This is a genomic window from Nocardia cyriacigeorgica, from assembly GCF_010868145.1.
Lineage (GTDB): Bacteria > Actinomycetota > Actinomycetes > Mycobacteriales > Mycobacteriaceae > Nocardia > Nocardia cyriacigeorgica_D.
Map to the genome: position 1 here is coordinate 86508 of NZ_JAAGUY010000002.1, position 18507 is coordinate 105014.

The 18507-nt window shown below is 67.3% G+C and carries 19 protein-coding genes; 10 read left to right on the forward strand and 9 right to left on the reverse strand.

The features are described from left to right. The first annotated feature begins 184 nt into the window (after nt 1-184). The 3 genes from GV792_RS04180 (at nt 185) to GV792_RS04190 (ending at nt 2614) form a co-directional block, all read left to right on the forward strand. Entirely contained in the window at nt 185-1432 is a 1248-nt protein-coding gene (locus GV792_RS04180; protein WP_163822678.1) for an LCP family protein, read from the forward strand. Between the two features lie 10 nt (nt 1433-1442). Further along, nucleotides 1443-1994 carry a ferritin gene (locus GV792_RS04185; protein ID WP_163822299.1) on the forward strand — a complete coding sequence of 184 codons (552 nt, stop codon included), beginning with the start codon at nt 1443-1445 and terminating at the stop codon, nt 1992-1994. A 71-nt stretch (nt 1995-2065) separates the two neighbouring features. After that, on the forward strand, nt 2066-2614 hold the full coding sequence (locus GV792_RS04190) for a ferritin (protein ID WP_163822300.1): 549 nt from the start codon (nt 2066-2068) through the stop codon (nt 2612-2614). 381 nt (nt 2615-2995) lie between these two features. Here the strand turns inward: GV792_RS04190 and GV792_RS04195 are convergent, their stop codons facing one another. The 4 genes from GV792_RS04195 to GV792_RS04210 form a co-directional block, all read right to left on the reverse strand. Further along, the gene (locus tag GV792_RS04195; protein WP_163822301.1) at nt 2996-3916 is read right to left on the reverse strand and encodes a DUF5926 family protein; all 921 of its coding nucleotides are present in this window, start codon (nt 3914-3916) and stop codon (nt 2996-2998) included. A gap of 77 nt (nt 3917-3993) precedes the next feature. Further along, nucleotides 3994-4761, reverse strand: coding sequence for a glycerophosphodiester phosphodiesterase (locus GV792_RS04200; RefSeq protein WP_163822302.1), 768 nt, complete (start codon nt 4759-4761; stop codon nt 3994-3996). Beyond that, on the reverse strand, nt 4758-5810 hold the full coding sequence (locus GV792_RS04205) for a DUF4328 domain-containing protein (protein ID WP_309138662.1): 1053 nt from the start codon (nt 5808-5810) through the stop codon (nt 4758-4760). The genes GV792_RS04200 and GV792_RS04205 overlap by 4 nt, the downstream gene beginning before the upstream one ends. 32 nt (nt 5811-5842) lie before the next feature. Continuing rightward, complete coding sequence (locus GV792_RS04210; protein WP_163822303.1) at nt 5843-6214, reverse strand: rhodanese-like domain-containing protein; 372 nt, start codon at nt 6212-6214, stop codon at nt 5843-5845. 476 nt (nt 6215-6690) lie between these two features. On the opposite strand from GV792_RS04210, the gene GV792_RS04215 reads away from it, so the two are divergent. The 4 genes from GV792_RS04215 (at nt 6691) to GV792_RS04230 (ending at nt 10053) form a co-directional block, all read left to right on the forward strand. Continuing rightward, nucleotides 6691-7302, forward strand: coding sequence for a hypothetical protein (locus GV792_RS04215; protein WP_175583169.1), 612 nt, complete (start codon nt 6691-6693; stop codon nt 7300-7302). Nucleotides 7303-7543: 241 nt separating this feature from the next. Then, entirely contained in the window at nt 7544-8167 is a 624-nt protein-coding gene (locus tag GV792_RS04220; RefSeq protein WP_163822304.1) for a superoxide dismutase, read from the forward strand. 337 nt (nt 8168-8504) lie between these two features. After that, nucleotides 8505-9032, forward strand: a complete 528-nt coding sequence (locus tag GV792_RS04225; RefSeq protein WP_163822305.1) for a peptidase — start codon at nt 8505-8507, stop codon at nt 9030-9032. Between the two features lie 292 nt (nt 9033-9324). Beyond that, nucleotides 9325-10053, forward strand: a complete 729-nt coding sequence (locus GV792_RS04230; protein WP_163822306.1) for a TMEM165/GDT1 family protein — start codon at nt 9325-9327, stop codon at nt 10051-10053. A 30-nt stretch (nt 10054-10083) separates the two neighbouring features. On the opposite strand, the gene GV792_RS04235 is transcribed toward GV792_RS04230, so the two are convergent. Together GV792_RS04235 and GV792_RS04240 are read right to left on the reverse strand one after the other, a co-directional pair. Further along, on the reverse strand, nt 10084-10743 hold the full coding sequence (locus tag GV792_RS04235; RefSeq protein WP_163822307.1) for a TetR/AcrR family transcriptional regulator: 660 nt from the start codon (nt 10741-10743) through the stop codon (nt 10084-10086). Nucleotides 10744-10748: 5 nt separating this feature from the next. Continuing rightward, on the reverse strand, nt 10749-11645 hold the full coding sequence (locus GV792_RS04240; RefSeq protein WP_163822308.1) for an SDR family NAD(P)-dependent oxidoreductase: 897 nt from the start codon (nt 11643-11645) through the stop codon (nt 10749-10751). 154 nt (nt 11646-11799) lie between these two features. Between GV792_RS04240 and GV792_RS04245 the strand changes: the two genes are divergently transcribed. Continuing rightward, a complete protein-coding gene (locus tag GV792_RS04245) occupies nt 11800-12567 on the forward strand; it encodes an SDR family NAD(P)-dependent oxidoreductase (protein WP_163822309.1) in 768 nt (255 codons plus the stop codon). 135 nt (nt 12568-12702) lie between these two features. Here GV792_RS04245 and GV792_RS04250 read toward each other — a convergent pair whose 3' ends face one another. The 3 genes from GV792_RS04250 to GV792_RS04260 form a co-directional block, all read right to left on the reverse strand. Continuing rightward, nucleotides 12703-13203, reverse strand: a complete 501-nt coding sequence (locus tag GV792_RS04250) for a hypothetical protein (protein ID WP_163822310.1) — start codon at nt 13201-13203, stop codon at nt 12703-12705. Nucleotides 13204-13424: 221 nt separating this feature from the next. Next, nucleotides 13425-15383 carry a molecular chaperone HtpG gene (htpG, locus tag GV792_RS04255; protein ID WP_163822311.1) on the reverse strand — a complete coding sequence of 653 codons (1959 nt, stop codon included), beginning with the start codon at nt 15381-15383 and terminating at the stop codon, nt 13425-13427. Further along, on the reverse strand, nt 15380-16981 hold the full coding sequence (locus GV792_RS04260) for a TM0106 family RecB-like putative nuclease (RefSeq protein WP_256673767.1): 1602 nt from the start codon (nt 16979-16981) through the stop codon (nt 15380-15382). The genes htpG and GV792_RS04260 overlap by 4 nt, the downstream gene beginning before the upstream one ends. A 314-nt stretch (nt 16982-17295) precedes the next feature. On the opposite strand from GV792_RS04260, the gene GV792_RS04265 reads away from it, so the two are divergent. Continuing rightward, nucleotides 17296-17934, forward strand: a complete 639-nt coding sequence (locus GV792_RS04265) for a DUF6474 family protein (protein WP_163822312.1) — start codon at nt 17296-17298, stop codon at nt 17932-17934. Between the two features lie 12 nt (nt 17935-17946). Then, on the forward strand, nt 17947-18504 hold the full coding sequence (locus GV792_RS04270; RefSeq protein WP_163822313.1) for a hypothetical protein: 558 nt from the start codon (nt 17947-17949) through the stop codon (nt 18502-18504). Nucleotides 18505-18507 lie beyond the last annotated feature (3 nt).

Here is an 18507-nt window from a genome sequence, read left to right on the forward strand (position 1 = left end):
TCCCGACCCCGGCCGACGCCCCCCGGCGCCCGGCCCGCATCCCGGTGAGCGGGGTATGCGCCGTCCCGAAGCATTCCGAGGCGATCCAGGACAACGCAAGGACGGTCCGCGCCGGGAGCAGGACGATCCCCGGCTGCGACGACCCGCGCCGTCCGCCGATCCGCCACATATCGAGCCGACCCAGGTGATGCATCGTGACGGCCGCGGTTACGCGCCGCCGCTGGCCTGGTCGGAGGTACCTGACACCCCCGCCGACCGGCGGTCACCGCCGCCCGCTCACGACGGCAGGACCAAACGCGAGACGGTCGCCTCCCACGATCAGGCATACGCCCCGCCGCCGTACCGCGAATCCACCCACGCGCCGACGCAGAAACCCGTCCCGTTCCGCGAGGACGAACCTCCGGGCAGACGGCGCGGCGATGTTCCGCCACCGCCGCCGAGCCGCCCGCCACGCGGTGGTGGGCGGGCGCCGCGACCGCCGCGGCCCAAGCGCAAACGGCATATCTTCCGGTGGATCCTGGTCATGCTCGTCGTGTTCGCGCTGCTGATAGTGACCGCGGTCATCCAGCTCGATCGGACCTTGCACCGCATCGACGCTCTGGCCGACTACGCCGATCGCGTCGGCGATACCCCGGGAACCAACTGGCTGCTCGTCGGTTCGGACAGTCGATCCGGCCTGTCGTCCGATCAGGAGCAGGGCCTGGCCACCGGTGGTGAGGTCGGTCCGGAACGCACCGACACCATCATCCTGGTGCACGTCCCACCGTCGGGCCGAACGACGCTGGTGAGTCTGCCGCGCGACTCCTATGTCAGCATTCCGGGCTACGGCCAGGACAAGCTCAACGCCTCCTTTGCCTTCGGCGGCCCGCAACTGCTCGTGCAATCGGTGGAGATCGCCACCGGCCTGCACATCGACCATTACGCGCAGATCGGATTCGCCGGATTCGCCGGCGTGGTCGACGCGCTCGGAGGCATCGACGTCTGTGTGCCGCAGCCCATCGACGACCCGCTCGCGGGCGTCAACCTCGCCGCGGGCTGCCAGACCTTGAACGGCCCGCAGGCCCTGGGTTTCGTGCGCAGCCGCGCCACAGCGCTCGCCGATATCGACCGGATGAACAACCAGCGGCTGTTCCTGTCCGCGCTCCTGGAGCAGGCCACGAGCCCGACAACGCTCGCCAACCCGTTCAAGCTGTGGCCGATGGCCCGGGACACCGCGACATCGCTCACCGTCGACAACGGGGACCACATCTGGGATCTGGCTCGGCTCGGCTGGGCGCTGCGCGGCGACACGCTGGCCACGACAGTGCCGATCGGCGGCTTCAGCGACACCTCCAGCGGCAATGTGCTGCTGTGGGACAAGGCCAATGCGAGCCGATTCTTCGAGGCGCTCGCGGCCGGTCGACCCATTCCGGAGGACCTGCGCGGCGAGTAACGTCGGACACATGCCCGACACCGACGTCGGCCGGTCGTTCCCGGCCATGCTGCGCGATCAGATCCGGCACGGATTCACCGCGGGCCAGCAGTATCTGGCTGCCGCGGTGTACTTCGAGGCCGACCGACTACCCCAGTTGGCACGACATTGTTACGGCCGCTCCGACGAACATCGCGGGCATGCGCTGCGCATGGTGCAGCATCTGCTCGACCGTGATCTCGAGGTCGCCGTCGGCGGTCTGGACGAAGTCCGGCCCAGCTTCGAATCCCCCCATGCCGCATTATCTTTCCTGCTCGCCAGGGAGAAGACACTGACCGATCAGACCATCGAGCTCGCGAAGGCCGCCCGCGCCTCCGGTGACTATCTCGGTGAACAGTTCGTGCAGTGGTTTCTGGAACAGCAGATGGACGAGGTCGCCGGGATGACGACGTTGCTGACGGTGCTCGAGCGGGCCGCGGGCAACCTGTTCGATGTCGAGGAATTCGCCGCGCGTGAGCTGCGTACTCCCGTCAAGCCTGCCGCCGACACGATGCCGAAAATGGCTGGGACAGTGCGCAACTAATTAGGAAACACTATCCTCAATAAGGGTCGACTTGGATGACAAGGGCGCTGACCAGCGATAACGTCTGTGTCATGTCCAGCCATCCGGAAAACCCACGCAGCAAATTCCACAGCCTGCTCCACGATCAGATCCGGCATGAATTCAATGCCGAGCATCAGTACATCGCGATTGCGGTTTGGTTCGACAATGCCGACCTGCCGCAGTTGGCAAAACGCTTCTATGCCCAGGCCGTAGAGGAACGTAACCACGCGATGATGATCGTGCAGTACTTCCTCGATCGGGATATCAGCATCGAACTCGGCGGCATCGACGGTGCGAAATCGCATTTCGAGAATGCCCGCGAGCCCATCGCATTGGCGCTGGCGCAGGAGAAGACGGTCACCGACCAGATCATCCAGCTGGCGAGCACCGCCCGCGAAGAGGGTGACTACCTGGGCGAGCAGTTCATGCAGTGGTTCCTGAAGGAGCAGGTCGAGGAGGTTGCCAATATGAACACCCTCCTGACGATCGCCGATCGCGCCGGGTCGAACCTGTTCGATCTGGAGGAATTCATCGCCCGCGAAATGAGCGGCCCCAGCAATACTTCGGGTGCGCCGTCAGCCGCGGGTGGGTCGGTGTAAGACCGCTTTACGAAACCGTCAGACAGAGCAACGGCAGGCCCAGCACTTCGCGACGCGCTGGGCCTGCCGAATTGCGCACGCGTCAGCCCGCGCTGGCGCTCAGGCTGCTGATAAGCGTGGTCAGAAGCTCGAGAATGGCGTCCATGAATTTCCCTACTTTCCTCATCGGCCGGTGAGGTTTCCCTCACCTTCACCAGCTTTCGGTGATGCAGAGAACGTAACGGAGCCGAGATTAGAAAGGAGTGTTTTTCACAAAATTACTCCGATGGAATTTCGAAGCCGCCAACAGCAACGGCTCCGGGCCCGGCACACCGCCGGACGCCGAAGCCGTCGTCATGTCTCAGCGCAGCGTCAACCGACCGCGCACCGCTCTATACGCATTCAGCGCAGCGTGACCTGGCGCGACCGCAGCCCGTCACGCGAACGCCGCTCCTCCGCCGACATCGGCGCATCCGAGGCCAACGCCTCCGCCAGCCGGGCACCGAACTCGATCGCAGGCGCGGTCCACTCGGACGCGTGACGCTCGGGATCCAGATCGAACACCGGCACCAGCAGCCCGTGGGTCCGGAAGGAGCCCGCGAAACGCGAACCCTCGCCCAGATGCAGGCCGCCCGCGGCGTGCAACCGGGCCAGCGCCAACATCAGATCGTCTTCCGGTTCCGGCCGCACCCAGCGCAGATGGGCCTTGTCGCCGGCGTCGACCCACCACGCCGCGCCGATCGCGTCGCCACCAAGATCCAGCCGATCCGAGGGCATGATCGCCTGCTTGGCCTGCTCGATCGTCGCGGCCACCTGCGGATCGGGCTCCACGCCTTCGGGCACCCACCAGTCGAAGTCCTGATGCACCGTCAACTCGAGCGCGGCGCCCGGGTCGATGACGTCGGTCAGTGCGGGCCCACCCTCGACGCTCTCGGCGGAGGACAGCGATTCGCCCGGTTCAGCCGACTGGGTCCACAGGATGGCGGCGGCGATATCGGCGGCGGGATTCTCGCCTTCGGCCTGTACCTGTACGCCGACATAGCCGGTCGGCTCGTCACCGGCGCGCACCAGCGCGGCGACCGCACCCGGTAGCACCGTGGCGAGAACGACCGAACGCTCGGCCGCCGCACCCGGCGACAGCTTCAATGTCGCGGTCGCTGACGGCACGAACTCGCGCAACGCGACGAGATCACACTCGGCGGCCACACCCTGGAACGGGCGCGTGACGGACGCGGCGGCCTGTTCCTGCGCGGCACGCCGTTCGGCGAGACGCTGGGCCCGGTTCCCGCCGGGCTTCGGACTGTTGCGCTTGCTCTTACCCACGGCTGGTCAAACTACACCGATACCGGGCCCGGGCTCCGCGCGCCACGCCTTCGTTCAGGGGCAGCATGGGGCCAACCCTAAGTGGTGGCCAGCAGCGCTTTGGTGCGGCCGGGATGATTGGTCGCCACCCAGCTGACGCCGAGGTCGGCGCACAACCGCACGTCCTCGGGGTCGTCGACGGTCCAGCAGTAGGTGGCGCGGCCTGCGGCAGCCGCCTTGTCCACCAGGTCGGGATGCTCGCGCAGGGTCTTCACCGACGGGCCGACGGCGGTGGCGCCGACGGTGGTCGCGGCACTGCCGCCCAGGTAGCGCGAGGATTCACCGAGCAGCACCGTCGGCAGCAACGGGGCCGCGCGCCGGATCCGCCACACCGCGGTGGCCGCGAACGACATGACCACAGCCCTGGAGTGATCGGCGGAGGCCGGAGTGGCGATGCCGAAGCGCTGCAACTCGGCGAGCAATTTGTTCTCCACCAGTGCGCCGTAGCGGACCGGATGTTTGGTCTCGATGAACAGCTTGGTCGGGCGGCTGCGCCAGTCCAGCACGAGGCCGATCAGCTCAGCGAGCGTGAGGACCGTGGCCGGCTCGCCCGTGGCGCCGAAATCCAGCGCCTTCAGCTCGTCAAGGGTGAGTTCGCTGACCAGACCGCTGCCCGAGGATGTCCGGTCGACGGTGCGGTCGTGCACGCAGACCAGATGGCCGTCCCTGGTCAACCGGACATCGCATTCGACGCCGTCCGCGCCCTCCTGTAGGGCCAGCTCATAGGCGGCGAGGGTGTGCTCGGGGCGTTCGGCGGACGCGCCACGGTGCGCGACGACGAATGGCGCGCGATCGGACTGGTTCACTTCGCGACAACCTCCTGCTCCAGATGCTCACGGTCGGCCTCGCCACTCGGCTCCGCCGCCGGTTCCCCATCGGCGGTCTCGACGCGCGCCGCAGCCGTAACCATGCCCGGCTGCACCGGTTCGATGACGGGCACCGCGGGATCGGCGGCGACCACCCAGCGATGGGCCATGTGGGCGCGGCCGAGCAGATCCCGGCCCTCGACGACTCGCACCACCCACAGCGTCGCGACCGCGACCGCGGCGGCAACGGCATCGGTGAAGGCGCTGAACAGCACCCCGTCGGCTTCGGCTTGCAGCGAGTCGGCGGTCCGCCAGAACAATGCGGCAACCGCGCAGGCACCGCCGAATATCCACACCGCCCACCACACGCGCACCGCGCGCAGCGCACGTGGATCGTCGCGACCTGCCACCATCTCGGTCAGGTAGACACCCGGCCACAGCAGGTTGACCACCGGAATCACGCAACCGAGCACCAGCGTGCGCGGCGAGCGCGGATCACGCCTGCCGAGGCGTTCATAGGCGGCGTGGCGCGCTTCGATCAGCCAGCCGACCGCGCCGATGGCCGCGAGCAGCGCGAGGACGGCAGCGAAGAGGGCGGAGGCGTTGACCATCGCGTCCGAGAAGTTCAGCAGCAGTGGATCGATCAACCGGGTGCGGTTGTGCATCAGCAGCAGGTAGCGGCCGAGTTCGGCACCCGCCGCGATACCGAACATCAGCGCCACGCCGACCAGCAGACCGGGCAGCCAGCCCGCGAGCACATTCAGCGGTCTGCGCGGCGCGGCGGCGACCGGCGCCGGGACATCCCGCAGACCCCAGCGCGGGATCTGGGTGTAGCGGGGCGTCGGGGTTGGTCCGGTGCGGCCCGGCGCGACGGGACCGCGCGGACGATGGTCTGGCCTGCGGGCGACCCAGCGATAGTTTCGCCGTTCGGCGGGTGCGTCGATCGGCCCGGGCGAGAGCAGCACGCCACGGCATCGCGGGCACCAGTGCATCGGCGCCGCCTGCTGTACGGCCCAGCGCGCGCCGCAGCGCGCACAGGGTTGCACCACCGTACTCAAAGCCGTCGCACCTCGCTCTTTCGTCAGTAGATCTTGGGCTCGCGCTCGCCCTCGCCCATCAGCGGACGACCGATACGCTGCCACTCCACCATGCCGCCGACGACGAACACGGCATCGAATCCGACGTGGGTCAGGTATTTGACCGCCTCGATGGACCGTCCGCCCTGTCGACAGATGACATAGAGCTGGGCGTCGTAATCCAGTTCGTCCAAGCGCGCGGGGATGTCGTCCACCGGAATGTGGATCGCGCCGGGCGCGTGCCCGAGTGCCCACTCGTCGGGCTCACGCACGTCGAGCAGGATCGCCTCGGCCTTGTGCGCGGCAGCGCGCACGCTGTCGTCGAACGCACCGGGCACCTCGTGTAGCGGTACCGTCGGGACCTCGGAGCTCGTCACGTGTTCGATCCTGCCATGCGTACCGTACGATTGCGGACTTCCATACCCGGCCATCGGTGAGGACACCGGATGCCTCGCCACACCGGGTGCAGCGGGGTCCGCGTAGGTTATGCCCCGCCGCCTCCGGACCGATGCCCCGATTTCCGGGGACATGTGGATAGATCGGTGTAGTTATCCACAGATTCCACAACCTGATCCACAGGCGTCAGCTATCGGTGAGCGTCCTGTCCACAGGGAGACACTATCGGGTGTCTCATCAGCGTGATCACTGCTCGGCGGGTTGCGAACGACCGATCCGGGACTCCCCTCCAGCCATCCCGGAGCGGTCATTCGCCGCCTCTTCGGGAGCTGCGCCTTCGAAGCTCCCGACATGTACTTGGACGGAAGCGGTCCGGATTCGGTTCCATAAAAAACGACAACCCTAGTGAAAACTTGAAATGCGCCGATCTGGGCGGCGATCTCGGTAGCCTGGCGCTATGAACTCGAGCAGGGGGCTACTTGACGGATTGGACACCGCCGGAATCGACGTCGCACTGTCGGAGGCCGCGTGCCTCGGTCTCGACGTCGACGCCGAGGCCGGCACACTTCGACTCGACCTGGAGGTACTGACTCTCCCGAAACAGGAGAAAACCTCCGCGGACACCAAGGTCCGCATGACCTTCCACGGCGTCACCCGGGTCGCGGCCTCGCTGCGCATCCATCGATGGGACGACGTCGAACCCACCGTGCTGCCGCTCGAGCTGACCGGGCTCGGCGATGCCATCACCAGTTTCGGCGGCGGCCGGTTGCACGGCTGGGAATTCATCGATCTCGACGACAGCGGCTGGTCACTGTGGAGCGAGCTGTTGAGCTTCGACACCATGATCGATCAGCGGGTGTCCGCGCACGTGCTCGAGTTCTCGCAGGAGGAAGGCCTCGATCCGCGCGAACTCGACGTCCGGGTGTGGTTCGACACCATCACCATCCACGATGTCAACGGCACCGAGATCCCGCTGAAGGATTTCGTCTCCGGTGGGGTGCGTTGGTGGGAGGCACACGACGCGGGCGATCCGCGCACCAGGCGCCCCGGTATCGCCCCTCCGCTGTAGGGCTACGCGAGTTATCTGTCCCGCCCGACTAGTTCGTCGTACCAGGACGTGGTTCGATGCTACGAGTGCGGTTCTTTCGGTCGCCGATGCCCTTGACGTGCGCACGTCCGGACCGCCCGAGTGAGCGCCATCACCGGAATGCCGGGGCATCGGGGCGAGTTGGAACCGATCGGGTGTACGAATGATGGTCGAGAGCGCTCGCGAGGTTCGCGAGCGCGCGGCCCGACAAGGAAGGGACATCGTGGCTGAGTACACGCTGCCGGATCTGGATTACGACTACAGCGCCCTGGAACCCCACATCTCCGGGCAGATCAACGAGATTCACCATTCCAAGCACCACGCCGCCTACGTCGCCGGTGTGAACACCGCGCTCGAGAAGCTCGAAGCAGCTCGCGAAGCCGGTGATCACGGCGCCATCTTCCTCAACGAGAAGAACCTCGCGTTCCACCTCGGCGGACACGTCAACCACTCCATCTGGTGGAAGAACCTCTCGCCCAACGGTGGCGACAAGCCGGTCGGCGAGCTGGCCGCGGCCATCGACGACCAGTTCGGCTCGTTCGACAAGTTCCGCGCGCAGTTCACCGCCGCGGCCAACGGTCTGCAGGGCTCGGGCTGGGCGGTGCTCGGCTACGACACCCTCGGCCAGAAGCTGCTGACCTTCCAGCTCTACGACCAGCAGGCCAACGTGCCGCTCGGCATCATCCCGCTGCTGCAGGTCGACATGTGGGAGCACGCGTTCTACCTGCAGTACAAGAACGTCAAGGCCGACTACGTGACCGCGTTCTGGAACGTCGTCAATTGGGCCGACGTGCAGGAGCGCTTCGCCAGGGCCGTCAGCGAGGGCAAGGGCCTCATCTTCGGCTAGGCTCGTCCGCCTCTCCGAGGTTTTTGCCGGTCGTGGGTGCCAAGGGACTTTCGTACCGGGCCGGCGGTCAGGTGGCTGCCGAGTTCTGGGCGTCCCCGGTGAGTTACCCGTAACCTCGCGAAATCAGTCGTTGCGCAAGCAACCGACGCGCCCGGGCCGCGACACCATACGGTGTCGCGGCCCTTCGCATTTTCACAGATGAGCGCCCGTCAGCACCGGCTCGTCCACCGCTCCTAGCACTCTTTGGTACTTGTGTGCCAGATGGTTTGTGGTTCATTCTTCAAGTCCCAGTTCGAGGACGGGCAAGGCCGCCCCCGGTTTCGTGACGGGAGGCATCATGCGTAGCAATGGTCCGATCGGCGTCACGCCGTTCCAAGCCCGCGGATCCCTGTGCGGGTTCGTCATCTCCGGCCGCTGGCCCGACACCACCAAGGAATGGGCGCAGCTCCTTGTGCTCGCGGTGCGGGTGGCCAGCATGCCGGGACTGCTGTCCACTTCGACGGTCTTCGGCGCGCGGGAGGATCTGCCGGAGGATCCCGAACCCGGCACCGTGGGCCTGGTGCTCGCCGAAGGGCCGGTACTCGGCGAGGACGCGGTGACGCCGGGAAAGTTTGCCGATCATGTGCCGCCCGCCCTGCTGATGCTGCATCCACCGTCGGAAACCAACCCATCGCTGCCCGAATGCACCGGCGCCGCCTCGGGTTGCGTGCTACTGCCCGGGGTCCCACATCTAGGGCTCGAGCACCGGGCGGCGTGGGCCGAAGCGGAGTTGGACGGAACGGTGACCTCGCTGGTCAGCCGGGTCGGTCTCGATCCGATCAGCGATCCCGATACCGCAGTTCTGGCTATGCTGCTCGCCGCGTAAGGGAACCCGAAAACTAGCGCGCGGATCGCCAAACTTATTGCGCGCATTGCGATTTCGACAACACCGAGTTGCCGTCGCGATGCTGGGGCGGGTAGAGTCGGCAGCAGCGAAGGGGAGTAGCCCCCAATCGCGTAGTCGACATACTGATCCACCGCCGCATGCGGCGCGGGTCCGGCTGCGTGAACCGGATCCCATCCGGTGGGCGAGACCTTCGGCCGAGACAACCTTTTCGTTGCCGGCCGGAGGCGTCCCGTTTCCCGGCCGGCTGGCCGGAGACCGGGAGTGCACGCCAATGATCGCCATTGTATTGCTGAGCGTCGGCATCGTCTTTCTCGCCGAACTCGGTGACAAGTCCCAGCTGATGGCGCTGACGTTCGCGCTGCGCTATCGCTGGTGGGTGGTCCTCGGCGGTATCGCCACCGCAACGGCCGCAGTGCACGTCATCTCGGTGGCGGTCGGCCACTTCCTCGGCGCGGCCCTGCCCACCACCGCCATCGCGCTGGTTGCCGCGCTCACCTTTCTCGCCGTCGGCATCTGGACGCTGCGCGAACACGTCGACCCCGACGACGAAGAAGCGCCCAAGGTGTCACGCCTCGCGACGGCGGCCCCCTTCTTCGTGGTGCTGTCGGCGTTCCTGCTGGCCGAACTCGGCGACCGCACCATGTTCGCGACCGCTGCGTTGGCCACCGATTACGACTGGGCCGGGGTCTGGCTCGGTTCGACCATCGGCATGGTCGCCGCCGACGCCCTGGCCATCGCGGTCGGCATCCTGGTCGGCAAGCATCTGCCCGAGCGCGCCATCGGCATCGGTTCGGGCCTGCTGTTCCTGTTCTTCGGCTCCTTGACGCTCACCGGCATCGTGTGGCCGAACCTCGGCACCCTGCCCGGTGCGGCGGTCGCCGTTGTTGTTCCGCTCATCGCCGGTGCGGTGATGTATGCGCTGATCCGGCGGCGCGCAGAAGTCACCGCGCAGGGCGATCCGGCGGATTTCCGGGTTCAACCCGCCGACGAGGTGCGGTAGGGCCTCGACTCCGACCCGCAGCGGCTCCCGCTACGCCAGTGCCTGCCCGTACAGCGCTCCACCGCGCCCGACGAGTTCCAGTAGCGGTTCACGGAGCGCGAGCAGCCCCGGCATATCGTCGACCGCGACCTTTCCGGTCACCATTGATCCGATCGCGGCGGCGAGGGTCTGGCAGGCGAAGCGTTGTTCGGCGGTGCGGGCGTCGAGGACATCGACGATCCGTTCCACGAAGAGGTCCTGCAGCTCGATGCGGCGCGCGACCGCTTTCGAACCGACCGCGTATACCTCGACCAGGAACAGCCGAGCGCTGGCCGGATCGTCGGCCAGATGCTGCAGATAGGTGCCGAGAAGCCGGCTCATCCGGTCGGTCGGGTCGGTCTCGGGCTCCGCGCCCGAATCGGCTGCCGGAGTATCGGTCTCGGCGATCCTGCCGAGCAACTGCTGCACGGCGCGCTCGTAAGCGGCCTCGAAACAGTCTTCCTTGGAACGGAATTGCTCGTAGAACGTCTCCCGCGACACACCGGCCTTCTTCAGGATCGCCGCGACCGACGTTCCCACATAGCCGCTGTCGACCATGGCCTCCCCCATCGCCTGCAGAATCCGCTCCCGCTGCGAGGCGACGACCTGCTCCCGGGGCAGACCGTGCCTGCCGCGCGGCAGCTGGCGGAGACTGGTGGCCGGGTCGGTCATGCGGGCTACTCCGGTGTTCGGTCGGGCGGATGCTGATCCATTCTGCTGGTATGCGTGGGCTGCTCGGTCGTGAAGGGTGTCGCTTCGGTCCGGGCTATGCGCAGCGCGTCGGCCACTCCCCGCCGCAGGCCCAGGTCGGTGACCCGTTGCGCGATCGGCCGGAACGGCAGCACGAACGTCACCCACCAGGGCGAAACGACACGTCGGCGGCGCCGCGCGATCGCTCGCTCGACGGCGTCGATCGCGGGGCCCAGCGGTGCCACACCGGACACCGTCGCCTTCCCCAGCAGTGAGCGGGCGGCTTCGGTGCCGAATCCGCGTGAGGTCATATCGGTGTCGAGCTCGGCGAAGTAGGCAACACCGACCTTGGCCCCGGTGTGGCGCAGTTCATGGCGCAGGGTGTCGCCGAGCGCTTCGACCCCCGCTTTGGACGCGCTGTATGCGCCGAGCAGCGGGAGGTGCACCGCCGCAGCCAACGACGAGACCACCAGCGCGTAGCCATCGGAATGCGAGATATGCGGTCCCGCCGCGCGCACCGTGTAGTACACGCCGAGCACATTGACCGCTATCGTCTGCTCCATCACCACGGGATCGCCGCCGATCAACGGCAGCTGTTTGGCGACGCCCGCGTTGGCGACGACCACGTCCAGTCCGCCGAGTTCACCGACGACCGCCTCCACCCCCGCGTCCACCTGCGCGCGGTCGCTCACATCGCAGTAGCGCCACGGGGCATCCCCGCATTCGCGCGCCACCTTCCCGAGCAGCTCCGGTTCCAGTCCGAGCAGTGCCACTTCGGCACCGTGTGCGAACAACTGCCTGGCCAGTGCGGCTCCGATGCCGCGGGCCGCACCAGTGATCAGCACCCGGCGACCGGCGACCGATCCACCAAATATCGACGTCATAGGGCCGACCGTACCACCTACGAACAACGATGTTCGTAAATAGTGCGGACCGGCCGGCCACTACGGAGGGAGCCGTGACCCGCACCTCATTCCGCACCTATTAGGGTGCAATTGACGAAGGGCCAACTGGCTTGTCACGAACGAGAGGACCATCGTGGAGATTTCGGGTTCCGCCGCCATTGTCACCGGAGGCGCGTCCGGCCTCGGCGCCGCCACCGCCAAGCGTTTCGCCGAACTGGGCGCCACCGTCTTCGGGCTCGACGTGCCGCAGTCGATCGAGCGCGCCGGCGACAACGTGCCTGCCGGTGTCACTCTCCTTCCCGCCGACGTGACCAGCAACGACGAGGTCAGCGCCGCGGTGGCGAAGGTCGTCGAGTCCGGTGTGCCGCTGCGCATCGTGGTCAACTGCGCCGGTGTCGGCTGGGCGGGTCGCATCCTGTCCAAGAACGGCCCGCACGATCTGGAACTGTTCCGCACCGTCATCACGGTCAACCTGCTCGGCACCTTCAATGTGATGCGCCTGGCCGCCGACGCCATCGCCAAGACCGATCCGGTCGACGACTACGGCCAGCGCGGCGTCGTCATCAACACCGCCTCGGTCGCCGCGTTCGAGGGCCAGATCGGCCAGATCGCCTACTCGGCCTCCAAGGGTGGCGTGCACGGTATGACCGTTCCCGCCGCCCGCGACCTGGCCCAGTTCGGCATCCGGGTCAACACCATCGCCCCCGGCATCATCGACACCCCGATGCTGGCCGGTGTCACCGAGGAATACCGCAAGGGCCTCGAGGCCGGTGTGCCGTTCCCGTCGCGGCTGGGCCGCCCGGACGAGTACGCGCAGCTGTCGCAGTACATCGTTGAGCACGACTACCTCAACGGCGAGACCTTCCGCATGGACGGCGCGCTGCGCATGGCGCCGCGGTAGTTCCGCGACGAAGCAGAACTCGACGCCCGCCGCCCTGGTTATCCAACGGGTCGGCGGGCGTCGTGCGTCCGGCCATCGGTGTGTCCTAGCCGTTCGTCGGCGTACCTAGGCACCGACGGACAACACGCGCGTCGGTCAGCCCGCGCTGCCGGTCGCCGGGCGCGACCGCCAACGCTCGCAGGCCTCATGGTCGGCATCCGGCCGGTCTTTGCCGTCGACGGCGCAACCCTCACGGGTGTAGCCATCGCGGCCGATGCCGTTGCGGTCGTAGCCGAAACGGTCCCGACCGAAGCGATCGCGGCCGGAATGGTCGTAACCCGAACGGTCGTAGCCGGAGCGGTCGTAACCGTGCACGTCATAGCCGTCGGGGCCGTACGGGTCCGTCTGCCGGGGCGGGCAACCCGTTCCCATATCGAAGCCACCGTCCGGACACGGCTTCGGCGGCTTGTGCTCCGGAGGCGTGGGCTGCGTTGTCGGGGTTGTCGGCCGAGTGGGCGCGACGGTCGGCGTCGAACCGGTCGGCTCGGCGAACGCGGGCGCGGCGGCCATCGCAGGTGCGAGCACGATGGCACCGAGCAGCGCGGTCCGTGCCAATGCCCGGCGGATGCTACGGCCACCCAGAGTCGTAGTCGGCATGATCGATCTCCTGTCCGGAGCACGGTTCTCGCACTCCGGAAGTCCTATCGCCATCGGTAACAGCAGTTTTACAAACAGCTGTTCACAGCCCATCCGGGCTGACGCGAGCGCCGGAATCAGACGGCGACCAGAAGCATTGCGCCACAGGTTAGCCAATATGTTGCCCTGGAATGAATGGGCGGGCGGCGCATCTCGCGGCGCCGCCCGCCTGCCGCGGTAAATCAGAGGGTGCGGGTCAGCCGATCGGTGAGGATGTGGGCGAATTTCGCCGGATCCTTCAGCTCGCCACCCTCGGCCAGTACGGCTGTGCCGTACAGCAACTCGGCGGTCTCGCCGAGTTCGGGAACCTTGCCCTCGTCGGCGTCCTGCTTGCGGGTGTCGTAGGCCTCGCGCAGCCCGGTCACCAGCGGATGGGTTGGGTTGAGCTCGAGGATCCGCTTGGTCTCCGGCAGCGCCTGGCCCGAGGCTCGGTACATCCGCTCGAGCATCGGCGTGAAGTCGAAGACATCGCCGACCAGACAGGCGGGCGATGTGGTGAGCCGGTTGGTCAGGCGCACCTCCTTGACGCTGTCGGCGAGGGTCTTGCCGAGCCAGCCCAGCAGTTCGGCGTAGTCCTTGTCCTGCTGCTCACGCAGCTGCTCGGACTCCTTCTTCTCCTCCTCCGTCTCCAGGTCCACCTCACCCTTGGCGATCGAGACGAACGGCTTGCCGTCGAATTCCGGCACCGAGCCGACCCACATCTCATCGACCGGATCGGTCAGGATCAGCACCTCGAGGCCCTTGGCCCGGAAGGCCTCCAGATGTGGCGAGCTCTCCACCTGCTGGCGGGATTCCCCGGTCATGTAGTAGATCGAGTCCTGGCCGTCCTTCATCCGCTCCACATACTGAGCGAGCGTGGCCAGGTCGGATTCGGACGCGGTCGACGCGAACGACGACACCGCGAGGATGGTGTCGCGGTTGTCGAAGTCCGAGAGCAGACCCTCCTTGAGGACGCGGCCGAACTCACGCCAGAAGGTCTGGTAGTTGTCCTGATCCTCGGCGCCCTGCACATCCTTGACCGTGGACAGCACCTTCTTCACCAGGCGCTTGCGGATCATCTGGATCTGGCGGTCCTGCTGCAGGATCTCGCGCGAGACGTTGAGCGAGAGGTCCTGTGCGTCCACCACACCCTTGACGAAGCGCAGGTACTCCGGCATCAGCTCTTCACAGTTGTCCATGATGAACACCCGCTTGACGTAGAGCTGTACACCGCGCTTGTGCTCGCGGGTGAACAGATCGAACGGTGCCTGCGAGGGGATGAACAGCAGCGCCTGGTATTCGAAGGTGCCCTCGGCCTTGAGCGGGATGATCTCGAGCGGCTCATCCCAGGCATGGCTGACATGCTTGTAGAACTCGTGGTACTCCTCGTCGCTGACCTCGCTCTTGGGGCGGGTCCACAGCGCCTTCATGGAGTTGAGGGTCTGCTCTTCGACGACCGTCTGCTCCTGTGCGTCCTCGCCCTCACCCTCGGTGACGGTGCGCTCCACCTGCATGCGGATGGGCCAGGCGATGAAGTCGGAGTACTTCTTGACGATCTCGCGGAGCTTCCACTCCTGGGTGTAGTCGAAAAGGTGATCGTCCTCGTCGGCAGCCTTGAGCTGCAACGTCACCGCGGTGCCCTGCGGGGCGTCCTCGACGGTCTCGATGCTGTAGGTGGAGCTTCCGGCCTCGGCCACCCAGCGGGTCGCCTCGGTCTCGCCGGCTCGGCGGGTGGTCAGGGTGACCTTGTCGGCGACCATGAAGGTCGAGTAGAAGCCGATACCGAACTGGCCGATCAGCTCCTCGGCAGCGGCCTCGGACTTGGCCTCGCTGAGCTGCTTGCGCAGCTGAGCGGTGCCCGATTTGGCGAGGGTGCCGATCAGATCCACCACCTCGGCGCGCGACATGCCGATGCCGTTGTCCCGAACCGTCAGGACCCGACCGTCGGTGTCGACCTCCAGCTCAATGTGCAGGTCGGAGGTGTCGACGTGCAGGTCCTTGTCCTTGTAGGACTCCAGCCGCAGCTTGTCCAGTGCGTCGGAAGCGTTCGAGATCAGCTCCCGCAGGAACGTGTCTTTATTGGAGTAGACCGAGTGGATCATCAGCTCGAGCAGCTGATGGGTTTCGGCCTGGAACTCGAGTTGTTCGACGTGCTCTGTCACGCCGAGATGGTACCGCCGCCGGTGATCGCACCCGACACCTGCGCGAAATCGGCGAGCGCAGGAACCTCGAGGTCGGCGCGGTGCGGGCCGGGCACCCGCGGATTCATCCATTCCCGCAGCACCATGGTGGCGCGCACGTCGTCCTCGTTGTACTCGAGCAAGCGGGTGCGCTGGGTGAGATCGGGTTCGCCGTCGTAGCCGACCGCCAGCCGGTACCAGCTCATCGACGCCTCACCGTTGGCCTCGGGATCGCGCCAGGCGAAACCGGCCACCGGCGCGATCTTCTTGAGGCCCTTGCCATTCGGACAGATGAACTGCTCGGTGACGGCCTGGAACATATCCACCCACTGCGGCGAATCGACGAAGGCACGCACCTGTTCGACGGTCGGAACCCCTGGCTGTCCGGCGAACCTGCGCGCCGACTCGTACAGCCATTTGTCCTCGGCGGTGCGCGAATAGCAGTAGGCGGCAAAGGTCTTCCCGGCGGCGAGCGCCTCGGCGCGCACTCGCATCAGCCAGGTCCAGAATTCGCCGAAGGAGCGGCCCTCGTCCTCGGTGGGCAATGGATCCCAGGTGACGAACGGGCGGTACACCCCGTCCAGCAGCGTGCCCCACAGGTAGGCGCCGAATTCCTGGAAACTCTCCAGGTCGACGTCGACTTCGACGTCGGCGCGGCGCACCTGCACCTGTTCGAATCTGCGCACCAGCGGCGCGCCGGCGATCCAGGCGCGGGCGGTGACCACGGCCTCGTCGAACGGACCGTGCTGCCAGTCCTCGGGCTCGGGCGCCGACCAGGCCGCCAGATCGTCGATGGTCCGCACACCGTGCCCGTGCAACACATCTGCCCGCGAGCCGGGCGCGACCAGGCTGACGTCGCGATGGTCGATCAACCAGCCCTCACACCCGCGGCCGTCGGCCCCACCGCGCGTCCACCACGGGCACTGCCTGCATTCGGGCACTTTCGACGGCACCGTCGCCGACTCACCGCGCACCACCGCGATCCGGTCGGCATAGCGCCGGTCGTAATCGGCGAGCACCTGGGTCAGATCGTGGACGAGGATACGGTCGAAGTGGTAGCCGATCACCCCGCCAAGCAGGGCCGGGCCGGCCAATCCGTGCCGCTGCAACATGCGGTACAGATGAGCGAGGCGCTGCTGGTCGCGCGGCTGCTGGCGCAGTTTGCGGTGCGGATCGGGTTGCGGATCCCAGTGATACAGATCCGAGGTGGTCGGGTGGAATTCCGCGGGCTCGGGCTGGCGGGGATCGGTGACCTTGTGGTTGACGACGATGACCGGGATATAGCCGCCGCGGTCGAGGTCGCGCATCAGGATCTCGGCGCCGCCGCGTCTGCCGGTATCGGGTTCCTGCGGCAGCATGCCGCCCCAGATGCACAGGGCACCCGCGGCGCAGGCGCGCAGGGTGGATTCGGCCTTCTCCCCCGGACGAAGCAACGGATCGATCACCACCCACTGGTCGGGGCGCGCGCCGACCAGTGCGTTACGGACCCGTTCGCGGTGCGCGACCGCCGCGTCACGGCGCTGCTGGACGCCGGCATCCTCACGGACACCGGCCAGCATCTCCGGATGGGCGGCATTCATATTCAGCCGGTGCCTGCACCCGATCAGCCCTCTGGCATCGAGAAACGCGGTCGCGGCGGCGGCGGACCGATTCTGTTCGGTTCCGTCGTCCAACTCGCGACCCTCTCGGTCGGCACTGCCCGGATGCACGTAAGCAGTATGGTCCCTACCCCCGACAGAACCGCGAATCGTCTGCGGGCCGCAGGCGATGGGCCCGCCACCTTCGCAGCATCCGGCCGCGACCGGATAGGGTGTCGGCAAACCGTGTGACATGGGCGGACGGGCATTTCGCGCGCCGAGCCGCCAGGGCGAACCAGCATGACGGAGGGCCATCGATGGGGTTGTTCACGAAGCGCAAGCGGCGCCCGAGCCGCCGGGCCGAGGCGAAAGCCCTCAAGCACAAGGCTGCCCTGGAAGCCAAGCTCGGCGCCAAGAACGACCGTAAGCAGCGTCGCGCCGAGAACCGCACCCAGAAGAAGGTCGCCAAGGCCCAGATCGCGGCATTGCATGCCGAAGAGAAAGCGGCACTGAAGGCGGCGGCAAAGGCCGAGCGCGATCCGTTCAGCGTGAGCCAGGTCAAGAAGTACATAGGCGTCGCCCGGATCCTGGTTCCGGTGCTGGCCCCGCTCGCCTACCGCGGCGCCACCTTCGTGCGTGGTCAGCTCGACAATCGCAAGGCCAACCAGCTCGGCATCGGCGTCGAACAGCTCGGCGATTACACCGGGCACGGCGCGCGGCTGCATGCGCGGATCGCCAATACCGAGGCCGCCCTCGACAAGATCGGTGCCAACGGCGACAAGGGTGAATCGGACAAGTTCGTCGCGGTGACCCGCAACCGGCTCGAAGCCCTGACCGCAGCTGTGCGGACCGCCGACCAGATGCCCGCGCAGCGTCGTCGCGCCGTGCACACCTCCATCGCCACCGAGCTGACCGGGATCGAATCCGACGTCCTGGCCCGGCTCGGCGTGCGCTGACCCGTTCCGCAGATGCGCTCACGTCCGACCACCGGTAGCCCGCGCGGTTTCCTGGTCGGCGCGTCGGTCGGGGCGCTCGCGGTCGCCGCGCACGGGCTGGCCGGCGGCGGGTATCCGTCCTCGGCCGAGCTGGCGCTGGTCCTGATCGCGGCCTCGGTCACCGGGCTGGTGGCCGGGGCGCTGCCGTGGCGGCGCGGGCCGGTTCCGGTACTCGGCGTACTTGCCGCCGGTCAAGTGGCCGGGCATGGCGCCCTGACCGGGATCTACGGCCATGAGCACGCCCCCTCGACCTCCGCCCCCCTGGCGGGCGAACTACTCGGCGGCTACCTGCCCTCGGGCGGAATGCTGCTGGCCCACCTCGGCGCCACCCTGGTCTGCGCCGCGCTGATCCCCGTCGCCGAGCGGCTGTACGGTGCCATATCCGCGGCCCTGCGGGTAGTGCTCGCACCGCCTCGCACGCGTGTGCGACAGGGCTCGGCGCCCACGTTCGAATCCGTTGTTCGGCTCCCCAGCTTTGCTCCGGCCGGTGCCACCGGTCCGCGCGCGCCGCCTCTGGCTCGCCCGGCCTGACTG